The organism is Candidatus Eisenbacteria bacterium, from assembly GCA_016930695.1.
In the GTDB taxonomy this organism is placed as follows: domain Bacteria; phylum Orphanbacterota; class Orphanbacteria; order Orphanbacterales; family Orphanbacteraceae; genus JAFGGD01.
Window position 1 is genome coordinate 13,008 of record JAFGGD010000012.1, and the last position, 24,229, is coordinate 37,236.

19 protein-coding genes and 1 tRNA gene are annotated in these 24,229 nt (G+C 66.6%); 7 read left to right on the top strand and 13 right to left on the bottom strand.

What is annotated here, in order from left to right:
• Positions 1-30 precede the first annotated feature (30 nt).
• Positions 31-711 (top strand): DUF4390 domain-containing protein, encoded by a 681-nt coding sequence (locus JW958_01685; GenBank protein ID MBN1824946.1) that lies wholly within the window; start codon positions 31-33, stop codon positions 709-711.
• A 101-nt stretch (positions 712-812) separates the two neighbouring features.
• On the opposite strand, the gene JW958_01690 is transcribed toward JW958_01685, so the two are convergent.
• The 4 genes from JW958_01690 to JW958_01705 all read right to left on the bottom strand — a co-directional run bounded on the left by JW958_01690 (position 813) and on the right by JW958_01705 (position 4,324).
• Positions 813-1,949, bottom strand: a complete 1,137-nt coding sequence (locus JW958_01690) for a polymer-forming cytoskeletal protein (GenBank protein MBN1824947.1) — start codon at positions 1,947-1,949, stop codon at positions 813-815.
• Positions 1,930-2,562: a hypothetical protein gene (locus JW958_01695; protein ID MBN1824948.1), complete on the bottom strand. Its 633-nt coding sequence runs from the start codon at positions 2,560-2,562 to the stop codon at positions 1,930-1,932. The genes JW958_01690 and JW958_01695 overlap by 20 nt, the downstream gene beginning before the upstream one ends.
• A gap of 68 nt (positions 2,563-2,630) precedes the next feature.
• Positions 2,631-3,737, bottom strand: coding sequence for a DUF4097 family beta strand repeat protein (locus tag JW958_01700; protein ID MBN1824949.1), 1,107 nt, complete (start codon positions 3,735-3,737; stop codon positions 2,631-2,633).
• A complete protein-coding gene (locus tag JW958_01705; protein MBN1824950.1) occupies positions 3,734-4,324 on the bottom strand; it encodes a sigma-70 family RNA polymerase sigma factor in 591 nt (196 codons plus the stop codon). Before JW958_01705 ends, JW958_01700 begins: the two co-directional genes overlap by 4 nt.
• Before the next feature lie 283 nt (positions 4,325-4,607).
• Here JW958_01705 and eno point away from each other — a divergent pair, with 283 nt between their 5' ends.
• The 3 genes from eno (at position 4,608) to JW958_01720 (ending at position 6,520) form a co-directional block, all read left to right on the top strand.
• On the top strand, positions 4,608-5,894 hold the full coding sequence (gene eno, locus JW958_01710; GenBank protein ID MBN1824951.1) for a phosphopyruvate hydratase: 1,287 nt from the start codon (positions 4,608-4,610) through the stop codon (positions 5,892-5,894).
• 57 nt (positions 5,895-5,951) lie between these two features.
• Entirely contained in the window at positions 5,952-6,401 is a 450-nt protein-coding gene (locus tag JW958_01715) for a septum formation initiator family protein (GenBank protein ID MBN1824952.1), read from the top strand.
• A gap of 42 nt (positions 6,402-6,443) precedes the next feature.
• A tRNA-Met gene (locus JW958_01720) sits at positions 6,444-6,520 on the top strand.
• A 67-nt stretch (positions 6,521-6,587) separates the two neighbouring features.
• On the opposite strand, the gene JW958_01725 is transcribed toward JW958_01720, so the two are convergent.
• Positions 6,588-8,426 (bottom strand): sodium:solute symporter family protein, encoded by a 1,839-nt coding sequence (locus tag JW958_01725; GenBank protein ID MBN1824953.1) that lies wholly within the window; start codon positions 8,424-8,426, stop codon positions 6,588-6,590.
• A gap of 191 nt (positions 8,427-8,617) precedes the next feature.
• Between JW958_01725 and JW958_01730 the strand changes: the two genes are divergently transcribed.
• Both JW958_01730 and alr read left to right on the top strand, forming a co-directional pair.
• Positions 8,618-9,769 (top strand): amidohydrolase, encoded by a 1,152-nt coding sequence (locus JW958_01730; protein MBN1824954.1) that lies wholly within the window; start codon positions 8,618-8,620, stop codon positions 9,767-9,769.
• Between the two features lie 61 nt (positions 9,770-9,830).
• Positions 9,831-10,979, top strand: a complete 1,149-nt coding sequence (alr, locus tag JW958_01735) for an alanine racemase (GenBank protein ID MBN1824955.1) — start codon at positions 9,831-9,833, stop codon at positions 10,977-10,979.
• 25 nt (positions 10,980-11,004) lie between these two features.
• On the opposite strand, the gene JW958_01740 is transcribed toward alr, so the two are convergent.
• The 4 genes from JW958_01740 to pgsB are packed head-to-tail and all read right to left on the bottom strand — an operon-like array spanning position 11,005 to position 14,713.
• The gene (locus JW958_01740; protein ID MBN1824956.1) at positions 11,005-11,916 is read right to left on the bottom strand and encodes a hypothetical protein; all 912 of its coding nucleotides are present in this window, start codon (positions 11,914-11,916) and stop codon (positions 11,005-11,007) included.
• Positions 11,913-13,100: a poly-gamma-glutamate system protein gene (pgsW, locus tag JW958_01745; GenBank protein MBN1824957.1), complete on the bottom strand. Its 1,188-nt coding sequence runs from the start codon at positions 13,098-13,100 to the stop codon at positions 11,913-11,915. The genes JW958_01740 and pgsW overlap by 4 nt, the downstream gene beginning before the upstream one ends.
• On the bottom strand, positions 13,081-13,545 hold the full coding sequence (pgsC, locus tag JW958_01750) for a poly-gamma-glutamate biosynthesis protein PgsC (GenBank protein MBN1824958.1): 465 nt from the start codon (positions 13,543-13,545) through the stop codon (positions 13,081-13,083). The genes pgsW and pgsC overlap by 20 nt, the downstream gene beginning before the upstream one ends.
• Complete coding sequence (gene pgsB, locus JW958_01755; GenBank protein MBN1824959.1) at positions 13,532-14,713, bottom strand: poly-gamma-glutamate synthase PgsB; 1,182 nt, start codon at positions 14,711-14,713, stop codon at positions 13,532-13,534. The genes pgsC and pgsB overlap by 14 nt, the downstream gene beginning before the upstream one ends.
• A 148-nt stretch (positions 14,714-14,861) precedes the next feature.
• Here pgsB and JW958_01760 point away from each other — a divergent pair, with 148 nt between their 5' ends.
• Positions 14,862-15,467, top strand: coding sequence for a hypothetical protein (locus tag JW958_01760; GenBank protein ID MBN1824960.1), 606 nt, complete (start codon positions 14,862-14,864; stop codon positions 15,465-15,467).
• A gap of 4 nt (positions 15,468-15,471) precedes the next feature.
• On the opposite strand, the gene JW958_01765 is transcribed toward JW958_01760, so the two are convergent.
• From JW958_01765 to JW958_01780, 4 genes are all read right to left on the bottom strand, one after another.
• Positions 15,472-16,584: a DUF1624 domain-containing protein gene (locus JW958_01765; protein ID MBN1824961.1), complete on the bottom strand. Its 1,113-nt coding sequence runs from the start codon at positions 16,582-16,584 to the stop codon at positions 15,472-15,474.
• Positions 16,585-16,597: 13 nt separating this feature from the next.
• Positions 16,598-19,030 (bottom strand): SUMF1/EgtB/PvdO family nonheme iron enzyme, encoded by a 2,433-nt coding sequence (locus JW958_01770; protein ID MBN1824962.1) that lies wholly within the window; start codon positions 19,028-19,030, stop codon positions 16,598-16,600.
• Positions 19,031-19,118: 88 nt separating this feature from the next.
• Entirely contained in the window at positions 19,119-20,366 is a 1,248-nt protein-coding gene (locus JW958_01775; GenBank protein MBN1824963.1) for a hypothetical protein, read from the bottom strand.
• 24 nt (positions 20,367-20,390) lie between these two features.
• Positions 20,391-24,194 (bottom strand): T9SS type A sorting domain-containing protein, encoded by a 3,804-nt coding sequence (locus JW958_01780; GenBank protein MBN1824964.1) that lies wholly within the window; start codon positions 24,192-24,194, stop codon positions 20,391-20,393.
• Between the last annotated feature and the right edge of the window lie 35 nt (positions 24,195-24,229).

A 24,229-nucleotide genomic window follows, 5' to 3' on the forward strand; every position in this document is an offset into this window, starting at 1 on the left:
ACTTCGGCCGAGACGATCGGGAGATCCGTTTTGCCCCTTCCCTTTCTCCGTCTTCGACCGGTCCGGCCCCCGCTCATCCTCGCCCTTTTTCTCCTTCTCCTCGCCCCCACCGCCGCCCGCGCGGAAGGCAACATCGTCTTCTCCCAGATCCGCGTCGCCGAAGGGTGGCTCGAGCTGGACTTCGAACTGACCGGAGGGTTTTCGCCTAAAGTGATCGAAACCCTCGACGGGGGGCTTCCGGCGACGCTCATCTTCGAGGTGGAGCTTTGGCGAGCACGTGCTTCCTGGTTCGACCATCTCGAGGAAACCCGCTATCTCACCTACCGGATCGAATTCGACCTGTGGGAGAAGGTGTACCGCGCCGGCGCGCCCGGGCGCGAGCCGCGCACCTACCCCGATCTCGCCAGCCTCACAGCGGACCTGCTCCGGCGCGAACGCCTCCGGATCCTCCCCGTCCGGCGGCTCCGGAGGCGCGAACCCCACTACTTCTCCGTCCGGGCCGAGGTCCGCCCCGTCGAACTTCGCCAGATCCGGGAGATCGAAGCGTGGCTGGAGGGAAAGATCCCCGTCGAAGGGGAACAGGAGGGGGACGGCACCTTCCTCGGCGCCGTGCCGGAGAGGCTCTTCGGTTTCGCCGCCAGCCTGGCCGGGTTCGGAGAGGACCGGATCGAAGCCCGGAGCATCACCTTCCGCCCCGAGGCGCTCGAGTAGCCGCCTCCGGGTTCCGGATCGCGGCGGCGTAAAACTTTCTACGTAAACTTAAAAAAGGGGAGGCTCTCGCCCCCCCTCGTTTTTATTTTCGTCGAAACCGCCTACTCGACCACGCCTTCCGGAAGGACCGGCCGATCCGTCTCGATCGGCGTTCCGTCGATTTCGCCGTTCGCCGAGCCCCGGCGACCGAAGCGGCTCATCAGAACCGCTCCGAACCCGATCAGGAAGGCGAGGGCCAGGATCACATTCCCGGCGATCAGCACGGACCAGCCGAGATAGTTCAGCGGCCCGCCGATGCCGACCAGGAGCTTGCCGACCAGGTTGAGCGCCCCGAGAAGGATGAAGCCGATCATGGTGAGCCACCGCGGGTGGGACACGGACGGGAAGATCTTGACGCCCATGTTCCTTCCCACGACCAGGGAGACGGCCACCATCGACCAGATCGACGCCACCATGAGGACGACGACCAGCACGGGCACGAGCAAAAGCCCGATGATGCTGATCGCGAGCACCAGGAATGCGACCGGCGTGAGCACGATCCCGAGGACTCCGGCCAGGCCGGACCGGAAATAATCCTGTTGCACCCTCTCCGCGATCCTCTCCGTCGCCCGCGAGAACAGGTCGACGAAGATCAGCGTGAACAAGAAGAAGAGAACGAGCCAAGCGAGCCATTTCCCGAACACACGGGCCGCCCGTTGGGTCGGACTGAAAGAGTGTTTGTGCAGCCCCCAGGGGAAGAGTCGCTCGAGTCCGTAGCCCACGTTGACCTGCTGGCCTTGGACGCGCGCGCCCTCCATCTTATCCAGGCTGCCGGCGGTCACCACCGCGTCGCCGGTGATCCGCGCGGTGGGATGCAGGGTGAGCACGCCGCCCACCACCACCGCGTCGCCGCGCACCTTGCCGTAGACGTCCAGGTTCCCGCCGATCACCACCGCGTCCCCTTCCACGATCAGGTCCTCGGGGACGACCATGCTTCGGCCGATCCGCACCATGTCCGCTGTGGAGTTTTCCATCTCCACCCGGACCCGGTCTCCGCGCGTGCGGAACTGGATCACTGTGTCCATCTCTTCGCCGCGCTCTTCCTCCCCGGCGAGGAGCGTGTCCGCCCCCGCGTCGCCGTCCGGGACCGTACCGGCGGCCTCCTGGCCGATCGCCGGAACGGCCCAGAAGAGGAGAAGCAGGCCCAGCGTCGCGAGAATCGACCGGAGAACGTTCCGATCAGACGCAGAGCAGACCATGATGTCCTCCCTTGTTGTGGGCGAGGAGGAATCGCGTCCCCCATCCCAATGCCACGAGCACCAGCAATCCCGCCGAGGCGAGGAGCAAGGTGCGCACCTCCGTCGTTTGCGCCGCCAATGAGACGGTGCGGCTCATCACGCTCGCGTACCCGGCCGCTTCCTTCAGCAGGTCCACGGCGCGGGAAAGGCCGGGTAGGAGAGCGGTGAAGCCTCTGAGAACGAGGCGGATCACTCCGGGGTCGCCGGAAAGCGCCCAACGCAGAAGATTGTCGCCCATCAGCTGCGCCACCTGCACGGTCCGGTAGAGGAAAGCCGATCCGGCCATCAAAACGATGGACGCCGCGGCCCAGGCCCAGGCCGGAATCGGCCGGCGGAAACGGCGGACGACGGAGGAACGGGCCGGGAAGAGACGCGCGCAAACCACCCCCTCCAGATGGGGGGGAGGCTCGGGGAGCGATGCGTCGTCCAACAGGACGAAGAGGGAGCGGAACGTTTCGAGCCGCTCCCGGCAGGCGGGGCAACCTTCCAGGTGCCGGAGTTCTTCCGCCTCGGCGCCCGCCTCCTCCAGGATCTCCTGGATTCTCTTCTCGTCGATGTGTCCGTTCCTATTCACCGGTCCACCTCTCTCTCCTGCACCACACTACGAAACCACCCCTTCCGGAGTTTCCTGACTCCTCTCCTTTAATCGACGCGGGAGATCCGGATCTCCCCTCCCGGAGCGAAAAGTCGGGCGTCCGAGTCGCCGTTGCCGGCCGTTCCCTGCAACCTGGAACGGCTAACTCTTTTTAATTCAATTGGTAAGAAGCATTGAATCGCCCCGGTCCGCGTCTCCGCGTCGATGCGAGCGCTCCAGTCGCCGGGGACGGCGAGGTCCAGATTGCCCCCCTCCGATTCGAGGTGGTAACGGAGCGACTTCCCCGGCTCCACCCGCACCCAGACGTCCCCCAAACCGGTCCGGATCTCCACGTCGCCGGACGGACGGATCGCCTCCACGTCGCCGCTCTCCGCGTCCACACGGAGACGGCCGGCGCACTCCTCCACCAGAACGTCCCCCGCCCTCCCCTCCACGTCCGCGTCGCCGAGGATGTCGTAAAGGTACAGATCACCGCTCGAGCTGCGGGCGTGGAGCGCCCCACCCACCCGCCGGGCCTCCACCTCGCCGGTGGTGACCCGCACATCCAGGTCTCCGCGGATCTCCGAAACGGTCACGTTCGCGTGGCGCCCCACCACCCGCACCGGTCCGAGCACTTCCTCGACCAGCAGGTCCCCACGCTCCGTTTCGATCCTGAGGGGACCCTCCAAGGCGCGGGCGGCCGCGTCGCCGCTCACCGTGCGAATCTCCGTCTCGCAACGGGCGGGCGCGAGGATCTCCAGGTCCACTCGGGCGCGCACCGGGTCGCGGCGGCTGCGGAGGCGATCCCACCAGGAATCGCCGGCGGAGTAAATCGGGTCGGGGACGAAAGCCCCGACGGAAAGCCCGCCGTGATCGTCCGGCTCGATGCGGATCTCCATAAGAGCGAAAACGCGGGCGCTGTCCTCGGGCGCCCCCCCTTCCATCCATTTTCGGGCGCGCACCTCGACGGCGTCCGCGCCGGGAACGCCGGTGACCAGCACCGAGCCGCGGCGGTTCTCCACGCGGAGAAGGGCCCCTTCCCGGAAGGGGTGGCTGGCGCTCCATTCACTCCCCCGCTCCGTCCCGTCCCGCGCCCCGGCGGGCGCGGCCGCGACGAGAAGAACCGCGCAGAGCGGCATCACCGCCGACAAGATCCCGCGGGCCGTTCGGGTCATTTTCTCTCCCTCCCCAAGCGCTCGCCCAGCATCTCGGCTAGCGCCGCGCGTGCCCGGAAGATCCGGACCTTCACGGTGCCGAGAGGCACGTCGAGCGTCTCGGCGATCTCCTCGTAGCGGAGGCCATGCACGTGCCTGAGCGTGATCGCCGATCGGAGCGTCGGCCCGAGCCGCGCGATCGCCTCCTCCAACATCTCCCTCTCCTGACCGAGTGCGGTCGCGTCCAGCGGGTCCATCGCGTCCGGATCGGGCAGATCCCACTCGATCTCGCCGTCCCCCCGCCGGATCGGTTCGTCCAATGACACCGTGGTCATGCGTCGCCGGCGCAGGTGATCGATGCACAGGTTATGGGTGATCCGGAGCAGCCAGCTCCGGAACAAGTGACTCGGGTCGTACTGGCCGAGCGAGCGGTGCAACCGGATGAACACGTCCTGGGATGCGTCCTCGGCGTCCTCGTTGTTCCGCAGGATCCGATAGCAGAGCCGAAAGACGTCCCTCTGATAGCGCCGGATCAGGATGCGGAAGCACTCCTCGTCGCCGGCCCGCGCACGCGCGACCAACGATTTGTCGTCCGGCTTGCTCTCCATCTCGCTCCCCGTCCCCGCCGCGCGGGAGGTGGGCGGTATCGACCGAACGCCGGTGGGCGCTCGTTCCTCTCCGGCCCATCTCCGGGAGTCGACCGGAGAACTGAATGTAGGGAAAAGGCGGCACGGCCGTCAAGGAAGGCGACGTCCCGAAAGGTCTTGACCGGTCCCTGAAGAGGGGGTTAGCGTACGAAACGTCTCGGACGGCGCGGTCCCTCCGCGCGCGACTTCACACGACTCAACTCGGACCGGCCGGCCTCTCCGGGCCGGCGGAGGGAGCATAGCGATGACACTGATCGCGGATCTCCACGCGCGAGAGATCCTGGACTCGCGGGGCAACCCCACCCTGGAGGTGGAATGCGTGCTCGATTCGGGCGGCTTCGGCCGCGCGATGGTCCCCTCCGGGGCTTCCACCGGGGAACACGAGGCGGTGGAGCTCCGCGACGGCGACCCGAAGCGATACCTCGGCAAGGGCGTCACCCGGGCGGTGGCGAACGTGAACGAGATCATCGGCCCCGAGCTGCTCGACATGGACGCCCTCGACCAACAGTTAATCGATCAAGTGTTGATCGAGTTGGACGGAACGCCCAACAAGGCGAACCTGGGCGCCAACGCCGTCCTGGGCGCCTCGCTGGCGGCGGCGCGCGCGGCGGCGGACGCCGTCGGCCTCCCTCTCTATCGCTACCTGGGCGGCGCGCGGGCCCGCCTCCTGCCGACGCCGATGATGAACGTCTTGAACGGCGGCTCCCACGCCGACAACAACGTGGATATCCAGGAATTCATGATCGTCCCCGCCGGCGCGCCCACGTTCCGGGAAGCGCTCCGGGTCGCCGCGGAGATCTTTCACCACCTGAAGAAGGTGCTCAAAGGGAAAGGCCTGAACACCTCCGTCGGCGACGAGGGGGGGTTCGCGCCGGACCTGAAATCGAACGAGGACGCGCTCCGCGTGATTCTCCAGGCGATCGAAAGCGCCGGTTACCGCCCCGGCGAGGACGTCTGGTTCGCCCTCGACCCGGCGGCGAGCGAGTTCTATAAAAACGGGAAGTACATTCTCGCCGCCGAGAAAGACCCGGAACGGGACGCGGCGGGGATGGTGGACTACTGGGCCGGCCTGGTCGACCGCTACCCGATCCTCTCCATCGAGGACGGCCTCGCCGAGGACGACTGGGATGGCTGGAAGCTGATGACGGAGCGACTCGGCGACCAAATCCAGATCGTCGGCGACGATCTCTTCGTGACCAACGTGGAGCGGCTCCGGCGTGGAATCGAGAGCGGTTGCGCCAACTCGATCCTGATCAAGCTGAACCAGATCGGAACGCTCACGGAGACACTGGACGCGATGGAGACGGCGAGCCGCGCCGGTTACACGTCGGTGGTCTCGCATCGGAGCGGCGAAACGGAGGACTCCACCATCGCCGATCTGGCGGTGGCGACCCACGCCGGGCAGATCAAAACCGGTTCTCTCTCGCGAACCGACAGGATCGCCAAATACAACCAGCTCCTCCGGATCGAGGAGGAGTTGGACACGGCGGCCCGTTACGCCGGTCTCACGGCGTTTCCGAGGGTCCGCTAACGGAAGAAACCGCGGGGGGATCCGCCGGTTCGGCGTTCCCCGGGAGGCCGAGACACGATGACGCCCAGGCGCTCTCCGGAGCGGCTCTGCTTCCTCCGCATCGATCTGCGGGCGACCTTCGCCCGCCGCCGGTTCCTCCGTCTCGCGGCCGTGTTGATCGGCCTCTGGGTGGCGTACACCTTCCTCCTCTCGGAGCACAGCCTGATCCGGACGGTGCGGCTCAAGAGAGAGAACGGCCGGCTCCAGGCGGCGATCGAGCGGACCCGCGCCGAGACGGACAGCCTGCGCACCCTCTCGGACCGGATCCGCGAAGATCCGGAGGCGATCGAGAGGATCGCCCGGGAGCAATTCCACCTGCAACGGGAAGGGGAGCGGACCTACGTCTTTCTCCCTCTCGACGAGGCGGAGCGGGAGGGCATCCTCCGGGAGGCGGAGCGTTCCGAGGCCGATCACGCATCGGATCTCGAAGAGGAGGAAGGGGGAAAAGAAGTTGCCCCGACCCCTTGACAGGATCCGGAGCGGGCGTTAACGTTACCCGGGTGTTCATGACGCGGGGTGGAGCAGTCTGGTAGCTCGTTGGGCTCATAACCCAAAGGTCAGAGGTTCAAATCCTCTCCCCGCTACCATATAAGAGAAACGGCCGGGAGCGATTTTCCCGGCCGTTCTCTTTTTCCTCGTCCGCGCTCGGGATCGTCAGTCCCTCTCCCGCGCCGCGGGCCTCTCCCGATCCGCCGCCGCGAGCGTGAAATAAACCGCGCAGGAAACGAGAACCCCGACCACCGCCGGATCGATCTGTCCGAGTACGGCGGAGAGACGATCCGGAAAGAGGGACCACCACGCCCGCCCCTCGCCGGCCGTCAGCGTCCGGTAGCCGAGAGAAGAGAGAGTCGCCGCCGCCATGGTGACGGTGATGTGCCGGGTCTGCCTCGCCGAACGCTTCTTGGAAAACACGCCGAGCGTCACCGGAAGGATCACCGCCGGCGCCCAAACGTGATAGGTGAAGAGCAGCAGGCCGATGATGTCGGACCAGAGCACCGCGATCAAGATCGCCACCGCGCCGAGTCCGAACGTACAAAGCCGGGCGGTACGGAGCATCCTCCCGTCCCCCCGGTCCTCCCAGCCGAGTTGGTGTTCGAAGAGGTCCTTCACGAAGATCGCCGTCGCCGAGTTGAGCGCCGAATCGGCCGAGGACATCACCGCCATGAGAAGCGCGCCGATCATGATTCCCGCCACTACCGGATTGTTCAGTTCCCGCACCACCATGGGGAGCGCCTGCTGCGGATCGATGTCGGGAAAGTGGATCCGCGCGTAGAGGGCGATGAAGAAAAGGACCGCCGGGAAGGTGAGGGCGAGGAAGAAGCCGACACCCGCGATGCCGATCTTCGTCTCCCGGATGGATCGGCCCACGCAGTAACGCGTGGCGTAGCCGGGCGCGAAGGTCTCCCCCAGAAAGAAGGCGAGGAAGGTGGTGATCAGAAAGAGCAATCCCTTTCCCCCGTCGATGCGGAAGAAATCGGCCGGGATCGAGCGGTTCTTCGTCAACTCCGCCGGATAGGCGTCCTGGAGGAGCGAAAGATTCCGCCGGCGGAGGGCCGCCCCTTCCGTCTCCCCCCGGAGCGTTTCCAGGGACTGTTCGCCGAGCGCCACGCCGGCGAAACGCTTTTCGTCGTAGAGGCCGGGATCGTCCAAAACGCGGTTCAGACCATCTACGATGGTCCCCTCGATCGAGGGATCCCTTCCCCCCGAGACGTCGGCCGGCGGCTCCGCCACCGCCCTCTCCCGAAGATAGCGGGAAACGGGATCCGATCCCTCATTAATTTTATATGCTAATTTATCCGCGTCGACCAGGTCGATCGTCCCGAAGCGTGTGGGGACGAACCGCCCCGTCTCCGGATTACGGGAGCCGATGATGTCGGGAACGCAGAACGCGAGAGTAATCAGGAATCCGGCCATCAAAACCAGGAATTGGTAGAAGTCGGTGTGGATCACGGCGATCAGGCCGCCGGCCGTGCTGTAGATCACGACCATCGCGCCGCCGATCAGGATCGCCCAGACGGTCAGGTTCGCGGCGTCGATGAAATCGGGGAGGATGGAGGCGAGCACCGTCCCGAAGGCGGCCATCTGCGCCGCCACGATGAAGACCGAGAAAAGGAGAGAGAGAACCAGCATGAGGAATCGCGGCCCCTCGCCGTAGCGATGACCGAAGAAACCGGCCACCGTGTAAAGCTCCGCCTCACGGAAACGGGGCGCCACGAAGAGACCGGAGAAGATGAAGTGGAAGTAGCCGCCGGTGGAGACCAGCAGCATCAGGATCCCCCACTCGTAGGTCTTGCCGATGGCGCCGATGGAGTACCCGCCGCCGATCACCGTGGCCCCCATGGTGCAGAAGAGGAAAAACCACCCCACGTTTCTTCCGGCCACGAGAAAGTCGTCGGTGGAGCCGACCTTTCGCACCTTCGACACGCCTTTGATGAAGACGAAGAGCATGTAGGCGGCGACGATGGCCCAGAGAATCAGATTGGATCGAGACATGATGCGCCTCCGGCGCGACGGGGAACGAAGAGTACGGAGGGAAACCGGCGGAAACGCGGACCCGGGAGTCGCGCGCGCGATTCAAAGCGAATCGATTGAACCGACTTCCGATCGGTGTTAGGTTAACAAGCGACGGGAGGGATTGCAAGGCGCGATCCCGCGATTCATTCATGTAAACGATTTTATTCTAAATGAATTCGGATTCTTCCATCGACGCGACCCCCCTTGTTCGTTTCCGGCGCGAACTGCACCGCTCGCCGGAGCTTTCGGGTTTCGAAGAGGAGACCGCCGGCCGGGTGGCCCGCTTCCTTCGCGAACACGGCGCCGGGGAAATCATCGAGGGATTGGGCGGCACGGGGCTCGCGGCGGTTCATCGCGGCGGCTCTCCGGGCCCGACGGTGTTGGCGCGGGCTGAATTGGACGCCCTGCCGATCGCGGAGCGGAGCGGCGCCCCGTACCGTTCCGCCGCCGAGGGGATCTCGCACGCCTGCGGGCACGACGGTCACGCCGCGATCCTGGCGGGGCTGTCGGAGCGTCTCTCCGCTCGGCCCATCGAACGGGGGAGGGCGGTCCTGCTCTTCCAGCCGGCTGAGGAGACCGGCGAAGGGGCGGCGCGCGTGCTGGCGGACCCGCGTTTCGCCCCGCTCCGGCCGGACCGGGTCTTCGCGCTCCACAATCTTCCCGGCTTTCCCCTGGGAAGCGTGATCGTGCGCGAGGGAGTCTTCGCCTCCGCTTCGGTCGGACTCATCGCCGGCTTCCGCGGCGCCACGAGCCACGCCGCGGAGCCCGAGCGGGGCCGGAGCCCGGCGGCGGCCGCGGCGGACGCGATCCACGCCGTCGGCGCGCTCCCGCAGAACCGGACCGCCATGTTCGAAGCCGCCAAGGCGACGGTGATCCACGCCAGGGTCGGAGAACGCGCGTTCGGCACGACACCGGGGGACGCGGAAGTGATGGCCACCCTCCGCGCCGGTTCCCCGGAGGCGATGGGGGCGATGACCCGGGCAGCCGAGGAGATCCTCCTCGGAATCGCCCGCGCCCACGGCCTGGACGCCGCGGTGAAATGGATCGAAGAGTTTCCGGTCACCGTGAATGACGCGGATTCGGCCCGGCTCGTCGCGGACGCGGCCGGCGACCTCGGCTTTCAATTGATTCGCCCGGAACACCCATTCCCCTGGTCGGAGGATTTCGGGCGTTTCACCGAGGCGGCTCCCGGCGCGCTCTTCGGGATCGGCGCCGGGGAGAACGCGCCGGCGCTCCACAATCCCGACTACGACTTCCCCGATCCGCTCGTCGGGCGGGGGGTTCTCCTATTCGAGGAGGTGATACGGCGTGCCCTCCGGTGAACCCCCTCGCGACCGCATTCCCGCCGCGCCGCAGCCGGCGGCGGTCACCGCCCCCTGTCGCATCGAGATCAGCCGCTCCGCCCTCCGGGAGAACCTCGATTTTCTGCGCGGGCTCTACGGAGGGGATGTTCTCTTCTCGTCGGTGGTGAAGGGGAACGCTTACGGCCACGGCGCGAAGGTGATCGTCCCCTTGGCGGAGGATTGCGGCGTGAGGCACTTCTCCGTTTTCAGCGCCGACGAAGCGCTCGGCGTGGTCGACAACCGGACCGCCGGGAGCGACGTCCTCATCATGGGATACATCGACGACGCGGAGATCGCCTGGGCGGTGGAGAAGGAGATCGGCTTTTTCGTCTTCGATCAAGAGCGGCTCCGCGCCGCAGGGCGATTGGCCCGGCGGATCCGCAAACCGGCGCGGATCCACCTGGAACTGGAAACCGGTCTCCATCGCTCCGGCCTGGAGGGAGAGGAGTTGGATCGGGTTCTGGAGGAGATCACGCTCCATCCCGATCTCTACCGGGTGGAGGGGATATGCACTCATTTGGCCGGCGCGGAGAGCTCCGCCAACTACCACCGCATCCGGCGCCAGATCCGTCTCTTCGAGGAGGGGAGCGACGCCCTCGCCGCGAAGGGGCTCCGCCCCCGCTACCGCCACGCCGCCTGCTCCGCCGCATCGATCGTTTATCCCGAAACCGTTCTCGATCTCGTCCGCATCGGCATCGCCCAATACGGCTTCTGGCCGAGCGAGGAGACCCGTATCCACTACCAGCTCGACCATGAATCCGCCGACAGCGAGTGGTTCGAGGATCCGCTCCGTCGGGTGATGCGCTGGTCGAGTCGCATCATGGGTGTGAAGCGGGTCCCGCCGGGCGGCTTCGTCGGCTACGGAACCACCTTCCTCGCCACCCGGTCCCTGCGGATCGCGTCGGTCCCGGTCGGCTACTACCACGGTTTTCCCCGGAATCTGAGCAACCTGGGCCACGTTCTCGTCCGCGGCAAGCGGGCGCCGGTAACGGGTCTGGTGAACATGAACATGATGATGGTGGACGTAACGGAATGCGGCGCCGTCCGGCGCGGCGACGAGGTGGTGATCGTGGGGCGGCAGAAGAAGGCGGAGATCTCCGTTCAGTCCTTCAGCGCGCTGACGCGTAACGTCAACTACGAGGTGCTGGTACGGATCCCCGCGGCGATTCCCCGGGTGTTGGTGGACTGACCGTTTCCCCCGCCGGTCCCGCCCCCTATTCCCCGTTCGTCACCGCGCGCCGCGGGATCAGGATCCGGAGGGATGCGGCGTCGCCGGTGGTGCAGTCCAGGGCGATGGTCACCGAGTGTCTCCCGCCGGGCACGACGAACTCCACGTCCCGGCCGGTTCCGGGAGTGATCTCGGGAAGACCGGGATAGACCGAGGTGTGGCTCGCCCTACCCTTGAGAGGAAAACTTTTCAGAAGCTCTCCGTCGATGGAAACCTTGATCGCGTAACGCTGGGAATAGCCGCGCTCGACGCCGAAGTCCAAGCGGGTCCGCACCTTGAGGCGCACCGGCCCGTTCAGAAAGAGGGTGACCGGCACCTCCTTGGAAAAGCGATAGTAGACGGTCTCCGTGTCGCCGGTGTGGAGGCGGATCGCCTGCTCGTACGTCTCCGGAGCGTAGGAAACCCACGCCATCTTCCGCACCACCCCGTCCCCCTGGAGAAGGCGGATCGCCACGCGCCGGACCGGGTCGACGGGAGCGACGCGGAGTGTATGCGTCCCCGGCGGGATTCGGACGATCCGTTTCTCGGCGGTTCCCACCGGGCCGCCCCCCTCGAGACGCGCCCCCGAATCCACGGACCCCTCTTCGTCGAGGATGTGGAGCTCCACGCCGTCGATCTCGAGCCGGATCCCGTAGAGGACTGTTCCTTCCGGATCCTCGCCCCCCTCGAAGAGACAGCGCGAGATCACACGGAAAGGCGATCCGCCGTGTATCTTGAATTCCAAAGGGTTATTTCGGGTGGCCATGTGGTAGAGGCTCCATTTCCCCCCGATACGCACGCGCGCCTGCGGCGGGTCGCCCGCCGGCCGGATCCGGCTCGAGGCGCCTTCCGCCGCGGACGCGGCGAGACAGAACAGCAGGACCGCGATCGCCGGGGTCCGTGCGAGTCGCGTTCTCATCGGGTCTCCTCTCTGCCGGCGCCCCGGTCCGGTGGGGAGACCGGTGGGCGGGGCTCGGCGGTCGGGCTGCTCTCCAGGGCGAGCTTGGCCGCGCGCTGGCGGGATCGAAGCACGCCGAAGCAGAGCACGGCGAAGGTAAGGAACGCGGGAACGACGATCCGCAGATCGTACATCTCCTGGTGGTAGATCTCCCCCTCCCCTACCGAAGGAATCACGTCCGGGGCGATGGGGAAACCGTGTCTCTCCGCGATCGTTTCGATCCGAAGAATATGAACCACGGGGATGCCTCGCCTCGCGAGAAGGTGAAGCGCCCCCCGTTGAGTCCAGTTATAGGCGGGGAGCGTCTTGTTCACCCCCGCCCGGATCAGCCGTCCGTTCATGCTGGTGCCGATGCTCGCCGAACTACCACCGATGTTCACGTAGGCGCGAATCCCCCGAGGCTCGGCGTTGTCGTCGAAGATCTCCACACGGCGCCGGATCGCGTCGTCCAGCGTCGCTTCATCGATAGCGGGAACGCCGGCCCGTTCGATCGCCTCCCGCAGGAGATTCCTCCCTTTCGGCGAGAGACCGCGCCCCCGGTCGTTGCTCCCCCCCATCGACGCGGCCACGCTTCGTGTATGAAGCAGGCCCTGATCGTTGAGCAGGGCTTCCATGTCCAGCCAGGTGAACTCCGGATCGTTCGCCCCCCACATGCTGGCGCCGATGCTGGTGATGGGGATCGCCTTGATGGACATCTCCTCCGCCGCGGCGAGAACGGCGATATTGAGCGCCGGGAAGGAACCGGTCATTGCGATCGCCACCGGGTCGCCCGGCTCCAGTCCGCACTCGTGAAAGTACTCCACGAAAAGCGCGGCGTAGTTCGGATTCACCGACGTGAGCTTCGCCGACAGGATCCCCCGGTCCGTGGTGGTGAGACTGAACTCCTGGCCGATGAGCCCGCTCCCCTCCGGGTCGTTTTCGCGGTCGATCGCCCCGGGACGCCCCATCCGATGCTGCCGGATCGCCTCGTAGCAGCGGATCGTCCGGGTCGCCGCGGCCATCTTCTCCAGAAGGTGCGGCTGGGGATGGAGTTTACGGGTCCTCTCGGCGGTCCCGTGCAGCACGAGGCCGAGAACGGCGAGGCCGACCAGAAAGAGGTCCGCCCTCTGCGACCAGGGCCGGGCGCTAGAAAACAGGCGTTTCAAGGAGCGCACCTCCGTGGAAGATGATGAGGGCGAAACGGACCAGAACCGCCGCGACGATCATCGCCGCCAGCGTCCTCAGAATCCCCTGCCGGGTCATCCAGTAAGCGAGCAATCCGGGGATGATATAGCCGATCGAGGCGAGCGCGCCGCCGCTTTCGAGAAAGCCGATCTGCGGGATCCGGGTGGTCAGGGCGCCGAAGAGGAAGCCGAGGAGCACCGCGAAAACCAGGGTGCGCCGCCCATAAATCAGCAGAAACCGGCCGCCCAAACGGACGCACCCGTAGGTGGCGGTGGCGGCGATCACCGTGCCGAACAGGCGGAGCGGCGAGTCGAGAAAGAGGGCGATGTAGCCGGGAACCACGAAACCGCCGGCCGCGAATCCCACCGCTTCGATGAAGAGCAGGCTCACCACGAGCCCGAGCCCGATCGCCTCAGCGATCAGCATCCGCCTTCTCCTTTCCGGCGGCGTAGGCGAGGATCTCGTGCCCCACGCCGCCGATGTTGCCCACCCCGGCCACGCGCGCGCGCCGCCACCCGAGAGCCGCGATCCTGTCGAAAACCGCCTCAGGGCCGGCGCCCGTCAGGAGGATCAGCCGCTCCGCGGGAACCCGCCTCACGAACCGGCGCTCCACCCGATCCGAAAGTCCGCCGACAATCACGTACCGGTCGGCGATCAGATCGATCTCCACCGCTTCGGCGAACTGAAGGGAACGGTCCATACGGTCCGCGCGCAGGTTGAGGATCGCCACGACCCCCTCCCCCTCCTCCCCTCTCCGGTCGAGACCGAGCCGCTTCCAGATCGCCGTGGTCGACTCCAGGTCGTTCGCGGCGAAGATATTCAGGAATTCCATGTTAACGCCCCGGTGAACCAGATTCCAGCGCGTGCACGCCCCCGGGTCGGGCGTTACCCGGTGCATCCCCCGGATCGCCGTCTCGTCGTCCACGCCGAGCCGCCGGGTCACGGCGAGCACGGCGGCCACGTTCTCCGCGTGCTCCAGATACCGGAATCCGTCCATGGTCGCGGCGGACACCTCCTCGGGCCGAGCGACGGCGAACTCCGTACCCCGCCTCCGGGCGGTTCGCCGGAGGATGTCGGCGTGGCGTGGATCGCCGGCCACGGCGAAACCGCGCCGGGGGATCGTGGAGGAGATGGCCACCGCCGCGTCCGCCACCGTCGGTCCCATAACGTCCAGGTGATCCGCCCGAACGTTGGTGATGACGCCCACGGTGGAGCGGAGAATCTTCTTTTCGGTGATCCTCTGCAGGTCCGGCCGGATCGCCATGCACTCCATCACGATCGCCCGCGCGCCGCCCCGGCGCGCCCGGTCGAGCACCCTCACCTGCTCGCAGATGTTCGGCGTGCCGAGCCGGATCACCGGTTCCTCGGTTCCATCGGGGTGGATATAACGCGCCTTGCTTCCGGTCGTCTTCGCCGCCGTCCGGATCCCCGCCTCCCGGAGCGCCGCCGCGATCAAGCGGGTCACCGACGACTTTCCCCGGCTCCCGTTCACGTGGATCCGGATCGGGATCGCCCGGAGCGCCCTGTGCAGGCGGATCGCCTCGACGGTCCAATAGCCCACCACGAAGGCGAGCAGAATCACGAAAAGCGACAAGTCACGATCCCTCCCCGCCGCTCGCGGCGCCGGCGGCCGGGTTCCGATCCACCGCTGGCCTTTTCCGCGGCGGCTCGGGTATACTGGCGATGATCTCCTCCGGAGCTCCCCCGGTGCAAGGATTGTACTCGAAAGGAGCGGCACTTTGATGTACGCACTGCGTAGACCTCTTCTCCCGCTTCTCCTCGCCCTTCCCCTTCTGGGCGCTCCGGGCTGCTCCGACCGCGTCGAGATCGCTTCCGGCGGACCCGACTCGACAACGGTCCATCCCGCCAAGGACCCCGGCGGCGTCGAGGCGTCCATCGTCTTCTATAGGGCGGAGAGCAAAAAGTCGGACCGCCTCCTCGGCGAAGGACGCTTCTTCACGATCAAAGAGGACTCGAAGGTCCGCGCCCGTGTGAACCTGTTTCACGCGAACGCCCTCGGCGACCGGGAGGGGATGTTCCACCTCGTCTGGGTCGATCCGGAGGGGAAAGCGTTCTATACCAAGCGGATCGATTACAACCCGGACGCGGAAGAGGGCGCCCTTTCAAGCTCCGTCTCCGCGACTCCCGGCCGGCGCGATCCGGGCGAATACATGCTCCGGGTCTATCTCTACCGCGAGCTGATCGCGGAAAAAAGCTTCGTCCTCCTGACCGAGGAGGAGGCCGCCGCGCGCGCGAAGGCGGAGAAGGCGGCCGAATCCGGATCCTCGAAGAAGAAATCCTCCGGGAAAAAGAGGAGCGCGAAGAAGTCCGGCTCCTCGAAGAAATAGAAATCTAAATCATCCGGATGACGTAGTTCTTGCTCCTCCGTTTCAGGCCGCCGAACCAGGAGGTGAGGGGGAGCATGACCGCCATCATGATCACCCAGCCGATCAGCGAGGCCCAAACGCCTCCTTCGTGGTAGTAGACCCCCATCCGTTTGGAGACAATCCCCAAAATCGCGATGTGCACCGCGTAGTAGAAGAGCGGAACCCGTCCGACGAGGCCGAGGGGGGCGGTGAGCCGCGGCCACGCGTGGCCCAGCGCCTGGATCGCCGCCATCCCCGCCGACACGGCGCCGAAGAACCAGAGGTTGTGATAGAGGCTGGGCGGATACTTCTGGTCCAGCAGGAAGGAGTAGCTCCCGAAATCGGAGAAGGGGAAGATGTTTCCATAACCGCGGCCCATCCGCACGACCGTCGCGAGGGCGAAGGCGGTGAGTGCGATGACCAGGCTCGCCGTCACGCGCTCGCGCGTGGTCTTCCAGACCCGGAGCCAACCGTAGGCCATCACCGATCCCATCGTGCCGAGCGCCAGCCAGGGAATGACCGGGTATTTATTGAAATCCCCGGCGTCGACGAAGGTCTGCATCAGCACCCTCTGCCAGGCGACGCCCGCGTCGTAGGGGATCGCGAGCAGCAGGGGATGAACCGCGAAGAGCGCCAGCGCGACGGCGAGGCGCGCCCACCAACGCGCGTGCACGAAGAAGGTCAGGAAGACCATCGAAAGACCGATGCACGCGATGATCCCGATGTGGTCGGGACGGAAGCGGGCGAAACCGCTCCAGGAGGAGTTCACCCAGGTGATCTGCACCAAAACCAGGAAGAGGCCGCGCTGGATCAGGTGCCAGCGGGCCGTCCGGGGGGAGACCCCTTTCTCGACACGGCGCGTGTAGGCCCACCAGACCATGGCGCCGTTCATCATCAGAAAGCCGGGGGCGCAGAGGTAGCCCACGTAGCGGAGAAGAAACTGCCCGAAACCGCCGAAGAGCGGATCGAGCGGATCGAGCTGGTTCCAGACCGAGTTGAAGTAGTAGGAGCTGTGCCCCAAAAGCATCAACACCCCCACCAGACCCCGAAACTCATCGATGAAAAGGAAACGGATCTTCCCGTCCGGTCGTGCGCTCACCTCTCCGCCTCCTTTAATCAAAAAGCGTTCGGACCACGCGGAATCCGATCGTGTCGTCCTTCGAGTTGGGCCAGTAGGGCGCGCGGGAAGCGCTCCGGCTCTCCCGGGCGAAATCGTACCAGGAGCCGCCGCGAATCACCTTCTGCGAGCCCGAATCGGGCCCGCGGGGATCGACGGCGAAGCCCGAGCCGAGGTCCTCGACGTACCAATCCCAACACCACTCCCACACGTTGCCGTGCATGTCGTAGAGGTCCCAGTCGTTCGGGTCCTTCCCCTTCAACGCGTGGGTGGTCGCCTCGGCGTTCCCGCAGTACCAGCCGGCGCCGTCCAGGACCGGCTCGAAGCCGCACCCCTCCTCGACGATCCCGCCCGCCGCGAAGGCGGTGGCCGTTCCGGCGCGGCAAGCCCGCTCCCACTCCGCTTCCGTCGGCAATCGCCATCCGTCGGCGTTCCTGTCCCAGGTCACCGTTTCGCCGGCGACGGTGTAGGCGGGAGTGAGCCCCTCCAGAAGGGAGAGGGCGTTGCAGTAGAGAACCGCGTCGAACCAGGAGACGTTCTCCACGGGGAGATCATCGCCGACGAAAACGGAGGGATTGGTGTCCATCACCGCGGCGTACTCCGCCTGGCTGACCTCGTGGTCGGCGTACTCCACCGAGGCGCTCAGCGCCACCGAGTGGAGCGCCTCGTCCCCGTCCCGGCCGGATTCACCCGCCGGGCTCCCCATGGTGAACACGTAGCCGACGCCGGGCCCGGCGAGGGTGTCCGTTCTCACCGACCCTCCGCCGCCGTAGGAGAAGACGAAGAGATGTTCATGCTCCCCCCACTCCTCGATCGAGGTCTCGTAACGGAAAAGCGCCCCGTTCCGGTAGTCCGTCGAAACCGCCGTCAGGTCGTGGATCTCTTCGTCGATGACCACGCGGGCCGCCGTGGGCGCTTCGTTGTCCCAATCCTCGTAGGTGATTTCAAAGCGGAAGGTCGAGTCCGGCGGAGCCACCTCCGGCCGGACGGAGGCGTTCCGGATCGTCGGCGGCGTGTTCTCCGTCGAAGTGACGACGACGATGGAGTTGGAGAGCCCGGACCAGTTCCCTTTCTCGTCCGCCGTCTTCATCGCGAAAGCGTACTCGGTCCCCGCGGCGAGGCCGTCCATCCAGTACTGCTCCGCGAGGCCGCGCGCGCCGGGCGCCGGAGGCGCGGGGCAGGCGTGTGCGGAGTCCCAATCCGCCTCGGTTTCGATCGGATCGAGCGAGTAGCGTAGGTCGTAGGAGGAGGCGTTCCCCTCCAGGCCGTCGTCGCCCGGCGCGGTCCACTCGAGCCGGACGGCGTTCCTCGGCGCGGCGGTGGACCGCAGGTCCCAGACCCGCGACGGGGCGGTTCGGTCCGTGAAGGGATTCTCTCCCTGTAGGACCAATATCCCGTCGTAACGATCGCTCACCACGACCACGCCGTCCTCGCCGACGGCGACGCCGGTCGCCTTGCTGGTGACGATCGTGCCGAGCCAGTTCGGAGACGCGGGCGTCGTCACGTCCACCACGTGCACGCCGCCGTCGTCCGCCGCCAGAAAAGCGGTCCCGTCCCGGACCACGATGTCGAAGCAGAGTCCGTCCAGGGCGAGGTGCGCCACCTGGTGCGGCGTGGGGATCTCGTCCTCTCCCTCGCGGACGATCTCCAGCACCACGAGTCCGTTTTCCTCGTCGGCGACGAAGGCGTAATCCCCCTCGAGGGCGATGCACTCCGCCTCGCCGTCGGTGTCGCAGGAAGAGACCAGACGGACGGCGCCGAGCATCCGGGTGCGCACGTCCAGCACGGCGACCCCCATCTCGTCGTCCGCCACGTAGGCGTAGCCGTCCTTCACCGCCACCGAGCGCGCGTAGCCGCGCGTGCCGGCGAAGACGCCGTTGTACTGCAACAGGCCGGGGATGGAGGGATCGGACTCGAAGATCCGCAGTCCCTTCCAGCTCTCGGCCAGATAGACCACGTAGGGATCGCCGGGATGATCCGGCATCTCGATGAAAAGCCCGTCGCCGTCCACCGCCGTCGTCCCCTGGTTGAAGGAAAAGGCGTTCGGCGGGTCGGTGACGTCGTAGGTGGTGATCCCCTCGGTCCCCTCCACGACGAAAGCGATGTCGAGCACCGAGCCGCCGTGGAGTGTGCTCGCCACGCGAACCGACTCGGAGTATTTCACCGTGTTCAACATGAGCGTCAGTTCGGGATCCTTTGGATCGGAAATGTCGACCACCACGAGCCCGGCCTGTCCGCCCGCCACGAAGGCGTAGCTCCCGAGGACGTCCACTCCCTCCACCTGGCTGGGCAGGGAGAGGCGTCCCACCACCCGGTACGGGGCGGTGGGCGGTTCGTACAGATCCTGCATGCCGCAGCCGGCCAGCGCGGCCGCCGCGAGAAAGAGGGTGAAGGTCGCCTTCCCCCAGCCCATCCGGTTGCCGATCATGGAAGCTCTCCTCTTTCCGGGCGCCCCCCTGGAGCGCCGGGCTTTCCGTACGGGCCCGCGGGCGGGTCCGGTCGATTCCTCACGGGAGCTAGAAGGGGTATTCGAGCCCCAACCAGGTTCGGTTTTCCACGTAGTCCTTTTCCTCGCCGATGCCGGCGTCGTCCGTTCCGCCCGTCCAGGCGGCGTCGGACGTCCGCATGGTATAGCGATAGCCGGCTTCCAGGCTGAGAGGGCCGAAGATCCGGCCCGTCTCGCCGGTCACTTCGACCCTGCGGATCAAGTCCTTCCGCCCCGTGTGGAGCGGGTCTTCATAATACGGTTTTTCGCCCGTGAAATAGTAAGTCTGGTACTCCCACCCGACGCTGAGGGCGTTGATCTTCGGCAGGATCCCGGAGGTGTAGAAGCGGAGGGTGAGATCGAAGGCGTCCCTCACGTACGTGGGATCGCTGTCGTTCGAGTTCTCCCGGGTTTCCCCCGCTTCGTCCGCGCCCCGGCCGAGCACGTCGCTGTAGTAGTACGCGAAGGTCAACTTCAGGGGGCGGATGAAACGCCAGGCGAGATAGCCGCCGAAGCGCCACTCCCAGTTGTCGTTCTCCATGAACTCCCGGTTGAAATAACGCCAGGAGCGTTTCACCTCCAGCTTGCCGTCGAAGGCGGAGGAGAGCCGCCGCCAGTATCCGAGCGTGAGCGAGTTGGAGGTGTAGGAAAAATTGTAGTACTCGAGAGGCGCCGAACGGGACGTGTAGGGCGCGCGGTCCCGGAAGTTCCGGATGTAGGAAAGAGGGGCGTAATAATAAGAAAGCTGAAAGTTGTCCCGCCCGAAGCCGGCGTGTTTCAAACCGATCTGGTACGACTGGTTGTCCTTCACGCCGTTGTTCACATAGCGCCAGGTGCTGGCCCGGAACGAGATCTCCAGATCCCTGCCTGTGATCTCCGGCGTCTCCAAGGTCATCTCAAACCGGGGTCGGACGATCCAGTCGTGGGCGGTTTCGATGGAGAACTTGCCGGTGTTCACCGTGTGGGCGAACTCATCCAGGTCCTCGTCGGAATAATGGATGAAGTTGTCGTCGAACACGAACCGGAGGGCGAAGAGTCCCGAAAGACGGACCTTCGGCTCCTCCTTCTTCTTCTTTTTCTTCTTCGCGCTCGACTTTTTCTTCGCCGGTTTCTTTGCGGCGCGCGCCGTGTCCTTCTCCGCCGGCGCGGGGAGGCCGTCGGGAAGCGCGGCGCGAACCGCCGGCGACGCCTCCGATCGTTCCGGCGCGGCGGCGCCGAGAAGGAACAGGAAGAGGGGCGGGGCCCACCACCATCGCATTTTTCGAAAGAGGCGATTCATCCTTCAATCACTCCCCGCCCGCCGTCATCGGAGTAGGGTCAGCTTGATGCGACGCTCGCCGGCGCCCGCCTGGAGACGGGCGAAGTAGACGCCGCTCGGGACCGAACGGCCCCGGTCGTCCCGGCCGTCCCACTCGACGGTCCGGACTCCCGGATCAACGGTCTCCCGGACGAGCGTGCGGATCATCCGCCCGGTGACGGAGTAGATCCGGAGCCGCGCGTCGCCTCGCTCGGGGAGCGCGTAGGAGAGCAGGACCCCGCCGCGGGCCGGGTTCGGCCCGGCGTGCCCGAGCGCGAACCGGATCGCGCGGGCGCCCCGCCCTTCGTATACGCAGGGACCGAGGAGCTTTTCCGCGCCGGTCGGGTCGATCGAGCCGATTTCGTAGGCCGCCTCCGCCGCCGGGTCGACGTCCCGATCCACGTGGGAGCGCGCCTCCGGGCCGAGGGCGCCGCCCGGGAGCAGGAGCCTATCCCCGCCCGCGCCGACACGGTAGATCCGGTAGCCGGCCAGGGGGCGATCGTCGCCGGGAATCCAGTCGAGGCGGACCCCCTCCTCGCATGCCTTCGCGGTGAATGCGGCGAGGGTGAAGGGATCGTAGCGCGGGGAACGGGTGGTGAACTCCACCGCCAGGCCGGCCGAGAGAGGCGCCGCCGCCGCCGGGTAGAGGTCGGAGTAACTGTACTCGAGGCCGTCGTCCTCCGCCATGTTCTCGATTCCCACGGTAGCGTACATCCGTTCGTCGTCGTTGTTGACGATTCGTTTATACTGGAAGCGAATCACGCCGTCGCCGGTCGGCGTATCGCGATACGCCGGATCGTAGAAGATCATTTCGAAGGTCTGCAGGTCGTCCCAGTCCTCGTGGTTGTCGTGCTGGGACCGGAGATTCCCCAGGCGGCTCCACTCGATCACATAGCGGTGCTCCCCATCGTCGTAGAAGGCGTAGATCCCGTCCCCCACGGGTACGTCGTTCTCCTCCTTCTCCGGGTTCAGGTTGTCCCAGAACGGAGCGATCATGGCGGCGTTGCCGTAGGAGTTGGGGAGACTCCAGTTGTAGAAATCGAAGCGGTTCGCCAGGTCGAAGGCAGCCCACCCGTTGTCGCTGATCAGGATGCTGTCGTAAGAGACCCCGTAATAGACGAAGGGAAACGGGAGCGCCCGGACCGCGCCGTCGCCGTCGCCGAGGCCGAGGGAGATCCCGGAACCGCCGTAGGTCGGGGAGATCTCCACCCACTCGAAGAGAGGCGCCGCGTCGGGATAATCGGTGTCCGAGTTGTCGTAGGCCCAGTAGCCGTAGCGATCCGGGCCCAAGGGGGCGCGATGGTCCACGGCGCCGATGACGACCGAGAAGTCGGTCCTCGTCGTACGGCCGTCGTCGGCGGTGAGGAGGAGCGTGAAGACCGCCGCGCGGCCGACGGCGGCGGTGTCCGTCGCCTGGATGCCGAAGGTGCCGGCCGGAGAGGTGCCGCCGGAATCGACGGCGGCGTAGTCCGCCGTGGAATCGATCGCGAACGCGAGGCCGGGCGTGACGGCCCGGAGAACGCCGTGGGTCGCCGGGGCGTTTGCCCCGTCGTTCCGCCACACGACATCGATGCCCGCGAACTCGCCCGGATCGAGGACGCCGTCCCCTTCGAGGGAATGCGAAACATAAACCGGGTCGGGCGCGCGAACCACCAAATCGAACCCGTGGGTCGTCGTGTCGCCGTCGACGATCGCGTCCACCCGCAGCCGCGCCCGGAATCCCTCCTCCAGGCCGGCGCCCAGAAGGACCGTCCACGTGGAGTCGGACCAGGCCGATCCGCCGGCGAGGATGTCCGGGAACGTGGAAACGCCGGTGACCACCGTGGCGCCGGCGCCGTCCGCGCCCAGAGACGCCGTCACGCCGGAAAGCGATTGCGCGCCGTCGCCGGCGAGGCGGATACGGAGCGCCAGAATCTCACCCGGCTCCGGAAGGCCGTCGCCGTCCCCGTCGCTCCCGTAGGAACCGTCGTCGGTGAACCACACCTCGGCGAGGGAGAGTTCGGGACGGCCGGCGTCCACCGCCGCGCTGTCGAGGACCGGGAAGATCCCCGGGCCGGTGACGGTCAGCCGCACCGGCTCCGCGCCGGCGGAGACGTTCGCCAGAACGGTCGCGCGTCCGTACTCGTCGGTCCAGGCGCGGCCGAGCGTCACGCCGCCGCGGGAGAGGCCGACGCGGGCCCCCTCGACGAAAGTGGCGCCATCCGCCTCGAAGACCGCCACCTCGATCCGCCCCGTCCCTGGCGGAATCGTGTCCGGCCAGGCCGCATGGATCGTTCGGGGAACCGCGGTCCGGATCTCCAGGGAGGGATCTCCGAGAAGACCGTAGATGTAGTAATAAAACTCCACCGATTCGTCGGTGTAGGGATCGTAGGGGATTTGGTCCGGGAAGGAGCGCCAGATCTCCGCCTTCGCGGAGTTCAGGATCGCGCCGAGACGCCTCTCGCCCCGCTCGCGGATCGCCCGGAAGGCGCCGATCGCCGCGGCGTCGTTGTGCCGCGTGTGGGACCAGTGCTCGCTGTTCCCGATGAAGGCGATCCCTCCCTTGGGGGAAGAGGCGGTGCCCGCGCGGATCCAGGCCTCGCCGAAACACTCGGTGTTGGTGAAGTTGCCGTTCTCGCAGACGAAGCTGAACACCGCCGGAAGCATCCAGCCGTTGCTCAGGCTCGGGATTTCGTCCACCGTGAAGTGGGGCGGTTCCCAGCCGCGCCACCCGTAGGCCCAGCCCCGGTAGCTGACGAGGGAGACCCCCTTGTTGACGGAGGAGCGGATGAAGGGGGCGCCGGTCCCCCAGTGGGGCGGGTAAAAGACGGTGTCCACCGCCGTGAAGCCGGCGTCGTAGAGCTGATCGCGGCACCAACGGGAGACGGGCACGGGCGTGTTGGAACTATAGTCCCCCGCCACGAGGAGAGCCCGGCCGTACCAGGTGGTGTCCGCTATATAGGGATCCCCTTCGTAGCGAAGGATTTTTGCGACGATCGTCTCCAGGTCATCGGCGTTCTGCGCCGAGAGACGCCCCACTTCCAGATCGGGAAGAAAATCGTCGTCGTCCATCAGGCTATAGGGAAGATCGGTGACGCTCTGGTGATAGTCGAACCCGGCAACCTGCTCCACATCCCCGAGGAGAAGGACGTACTGGGGCGGCGTTCCGGATCCGTCGTAGAGCCCCTTTATATAGGAGCGGATCTCGTCGTTGCGGGTGCCCGTCTCGTTGGTGGTGACCAGCGTCACGTCATAGCCCAGAGACCGTTTCCACTCCGCGAGAGGCTCCGCCGCCGCTTCGAGAGAGGGATGCGTCACGATCAGCATTCCCCCTTCCTCTCCGGCGCCGGCGAGGGCGGACCTCTGGTCCTCCGGGAAGAGGTCGAGGAAGGGATCGTAGAAGCCGCGGCTCATCGCCGCCGCCGCGCCCGCCCCCCCCTTGCCCGGGGCGGTTTCGTAACGAATCTCCAGATCGAAGGCGCGGCGGAGTTCCGCGCCCGCGCTCGCCTTGTCCGCCGCCGGCGCAAAACGGATCGGAAGAACGGAGACGCCGCGTAGTTTCATGACCGGTCCGGCGAAGGCGCGGACCGGCGGGTTTTCCTTCCCGGCGGACGGGAGGAGACGAGGCTCGGCGGCGTCCGGCGGGAGGGCGATCCAACGGACCGTCTCCGCCGCGAAGGGGACCGGCCCGTCGTCCCGCACGGTCAGACGGATCGCGCCGGGCGAGGGAACGGTTCGCAAGGTCAGGGCATCCGCCCCCTCCGTCACCGCGCCGGCGGGGAGTGCGCCGGCGAGACAGCAGAGTGCGGCGACAAGCAAGGTGCTCCGCATCGTAATCCTCCTGATCGGCGCGCGGTCGCGCACCG

Excerpts from the sequence above, each read along its gene's own strand:
- JW958_01690 (MBN1824947.1), bottom strand. The coding sequence starts at position 1,949 with ATGGTCTGCTCTGCGTCTGATCGGAACGTTCTCCGGTCGATTCTCGCG.
- JW958_01700 (MBN1824949.1), bottom strand. The coding sequence starts at position 3,737 with ATGACCCGAACGGCCCGCGGGATCTTGTCGGCGGTGATGCCGCTCTGC.
- JW958_01705 (MBN1824950.1), bottom strand. The coding sequence starts at position 4,324 with ATGGAGAGCAAGCCGGACGACAAATCGTTGGTCGCGCGTGCGCGGGCC.
- eno (MBN1824951.1), top strand. The coding sequence starts at position 4,608 with ATGACACTGATCGCGGATCTCCACGCGCGAGAGATCCTGGACTCGCGG.
- JW958_01715 (MBN1824952.1), top strand. The coding sequence starts at position 5,952 with ATGACGCCCAGGCGCTCTCCGGAGCGGCTCTGCTTCCTCCGCATCGAT.
- JW958_01725 (MBN1824953.1), bottom strand. The coding sequence starts at position 8,426 with ATGTCTCGATCCAATCTGATTCTCTGGGCCATCGTCGCCGCCTACATG.
- JW958_01730 (MBN1824954.1), top strand. The coding sequence starts at position 8,618 with ATGAATTCGGATTCTTCCATCGACGCGACCCCCCTTGTTCGTTTCCGG.
- JW958_01740 (MBN1824956.1), bottom strand. The coding sequence starts at position 11,916 with ATGAGAACGCGACTCGCACGGACCCCGGCGATCGCGGTCCTGCTGTTC.
- pgsC (MBN1824958.1), bottom strand. The coding sequence starts at position 13,545 with ATGCTGATCGCTGAGGCGATCGGGCTCGGGCTCGTGGTGAGCCTGCTC.
- JW958_01760 (MBN1824960.1), top strand. The coding sequence starts at position 14,862 with ATGTACGCACTGCGTAGACCTCTTCTCCCGCTTCTCCTCGCCCTTCCC.
- JW958_01770 (MBN1824962.1), bottom strand. The coding sequence starts at position 19,030 with ATGATCGGCAACCGGATGGGCTGGGGGAAGGCGACCTTCACCCTCTTT.
- JW958_01775 (MBN1824963.1), bottom strand. The coding sequence starts at position 20,366 with ATGAATCGCCTCTTTCGAAAAATGCGATGGTGGTGGGCCCCGCCCCTC.
- JW958_01780 (MBN1824964.1), bottom strand. The coding sequence starts at position 24,194 with ATGCGGAGCACCTTGCTTGTCGCCGCACTCTGCTGTCTCGCCGGCGCA.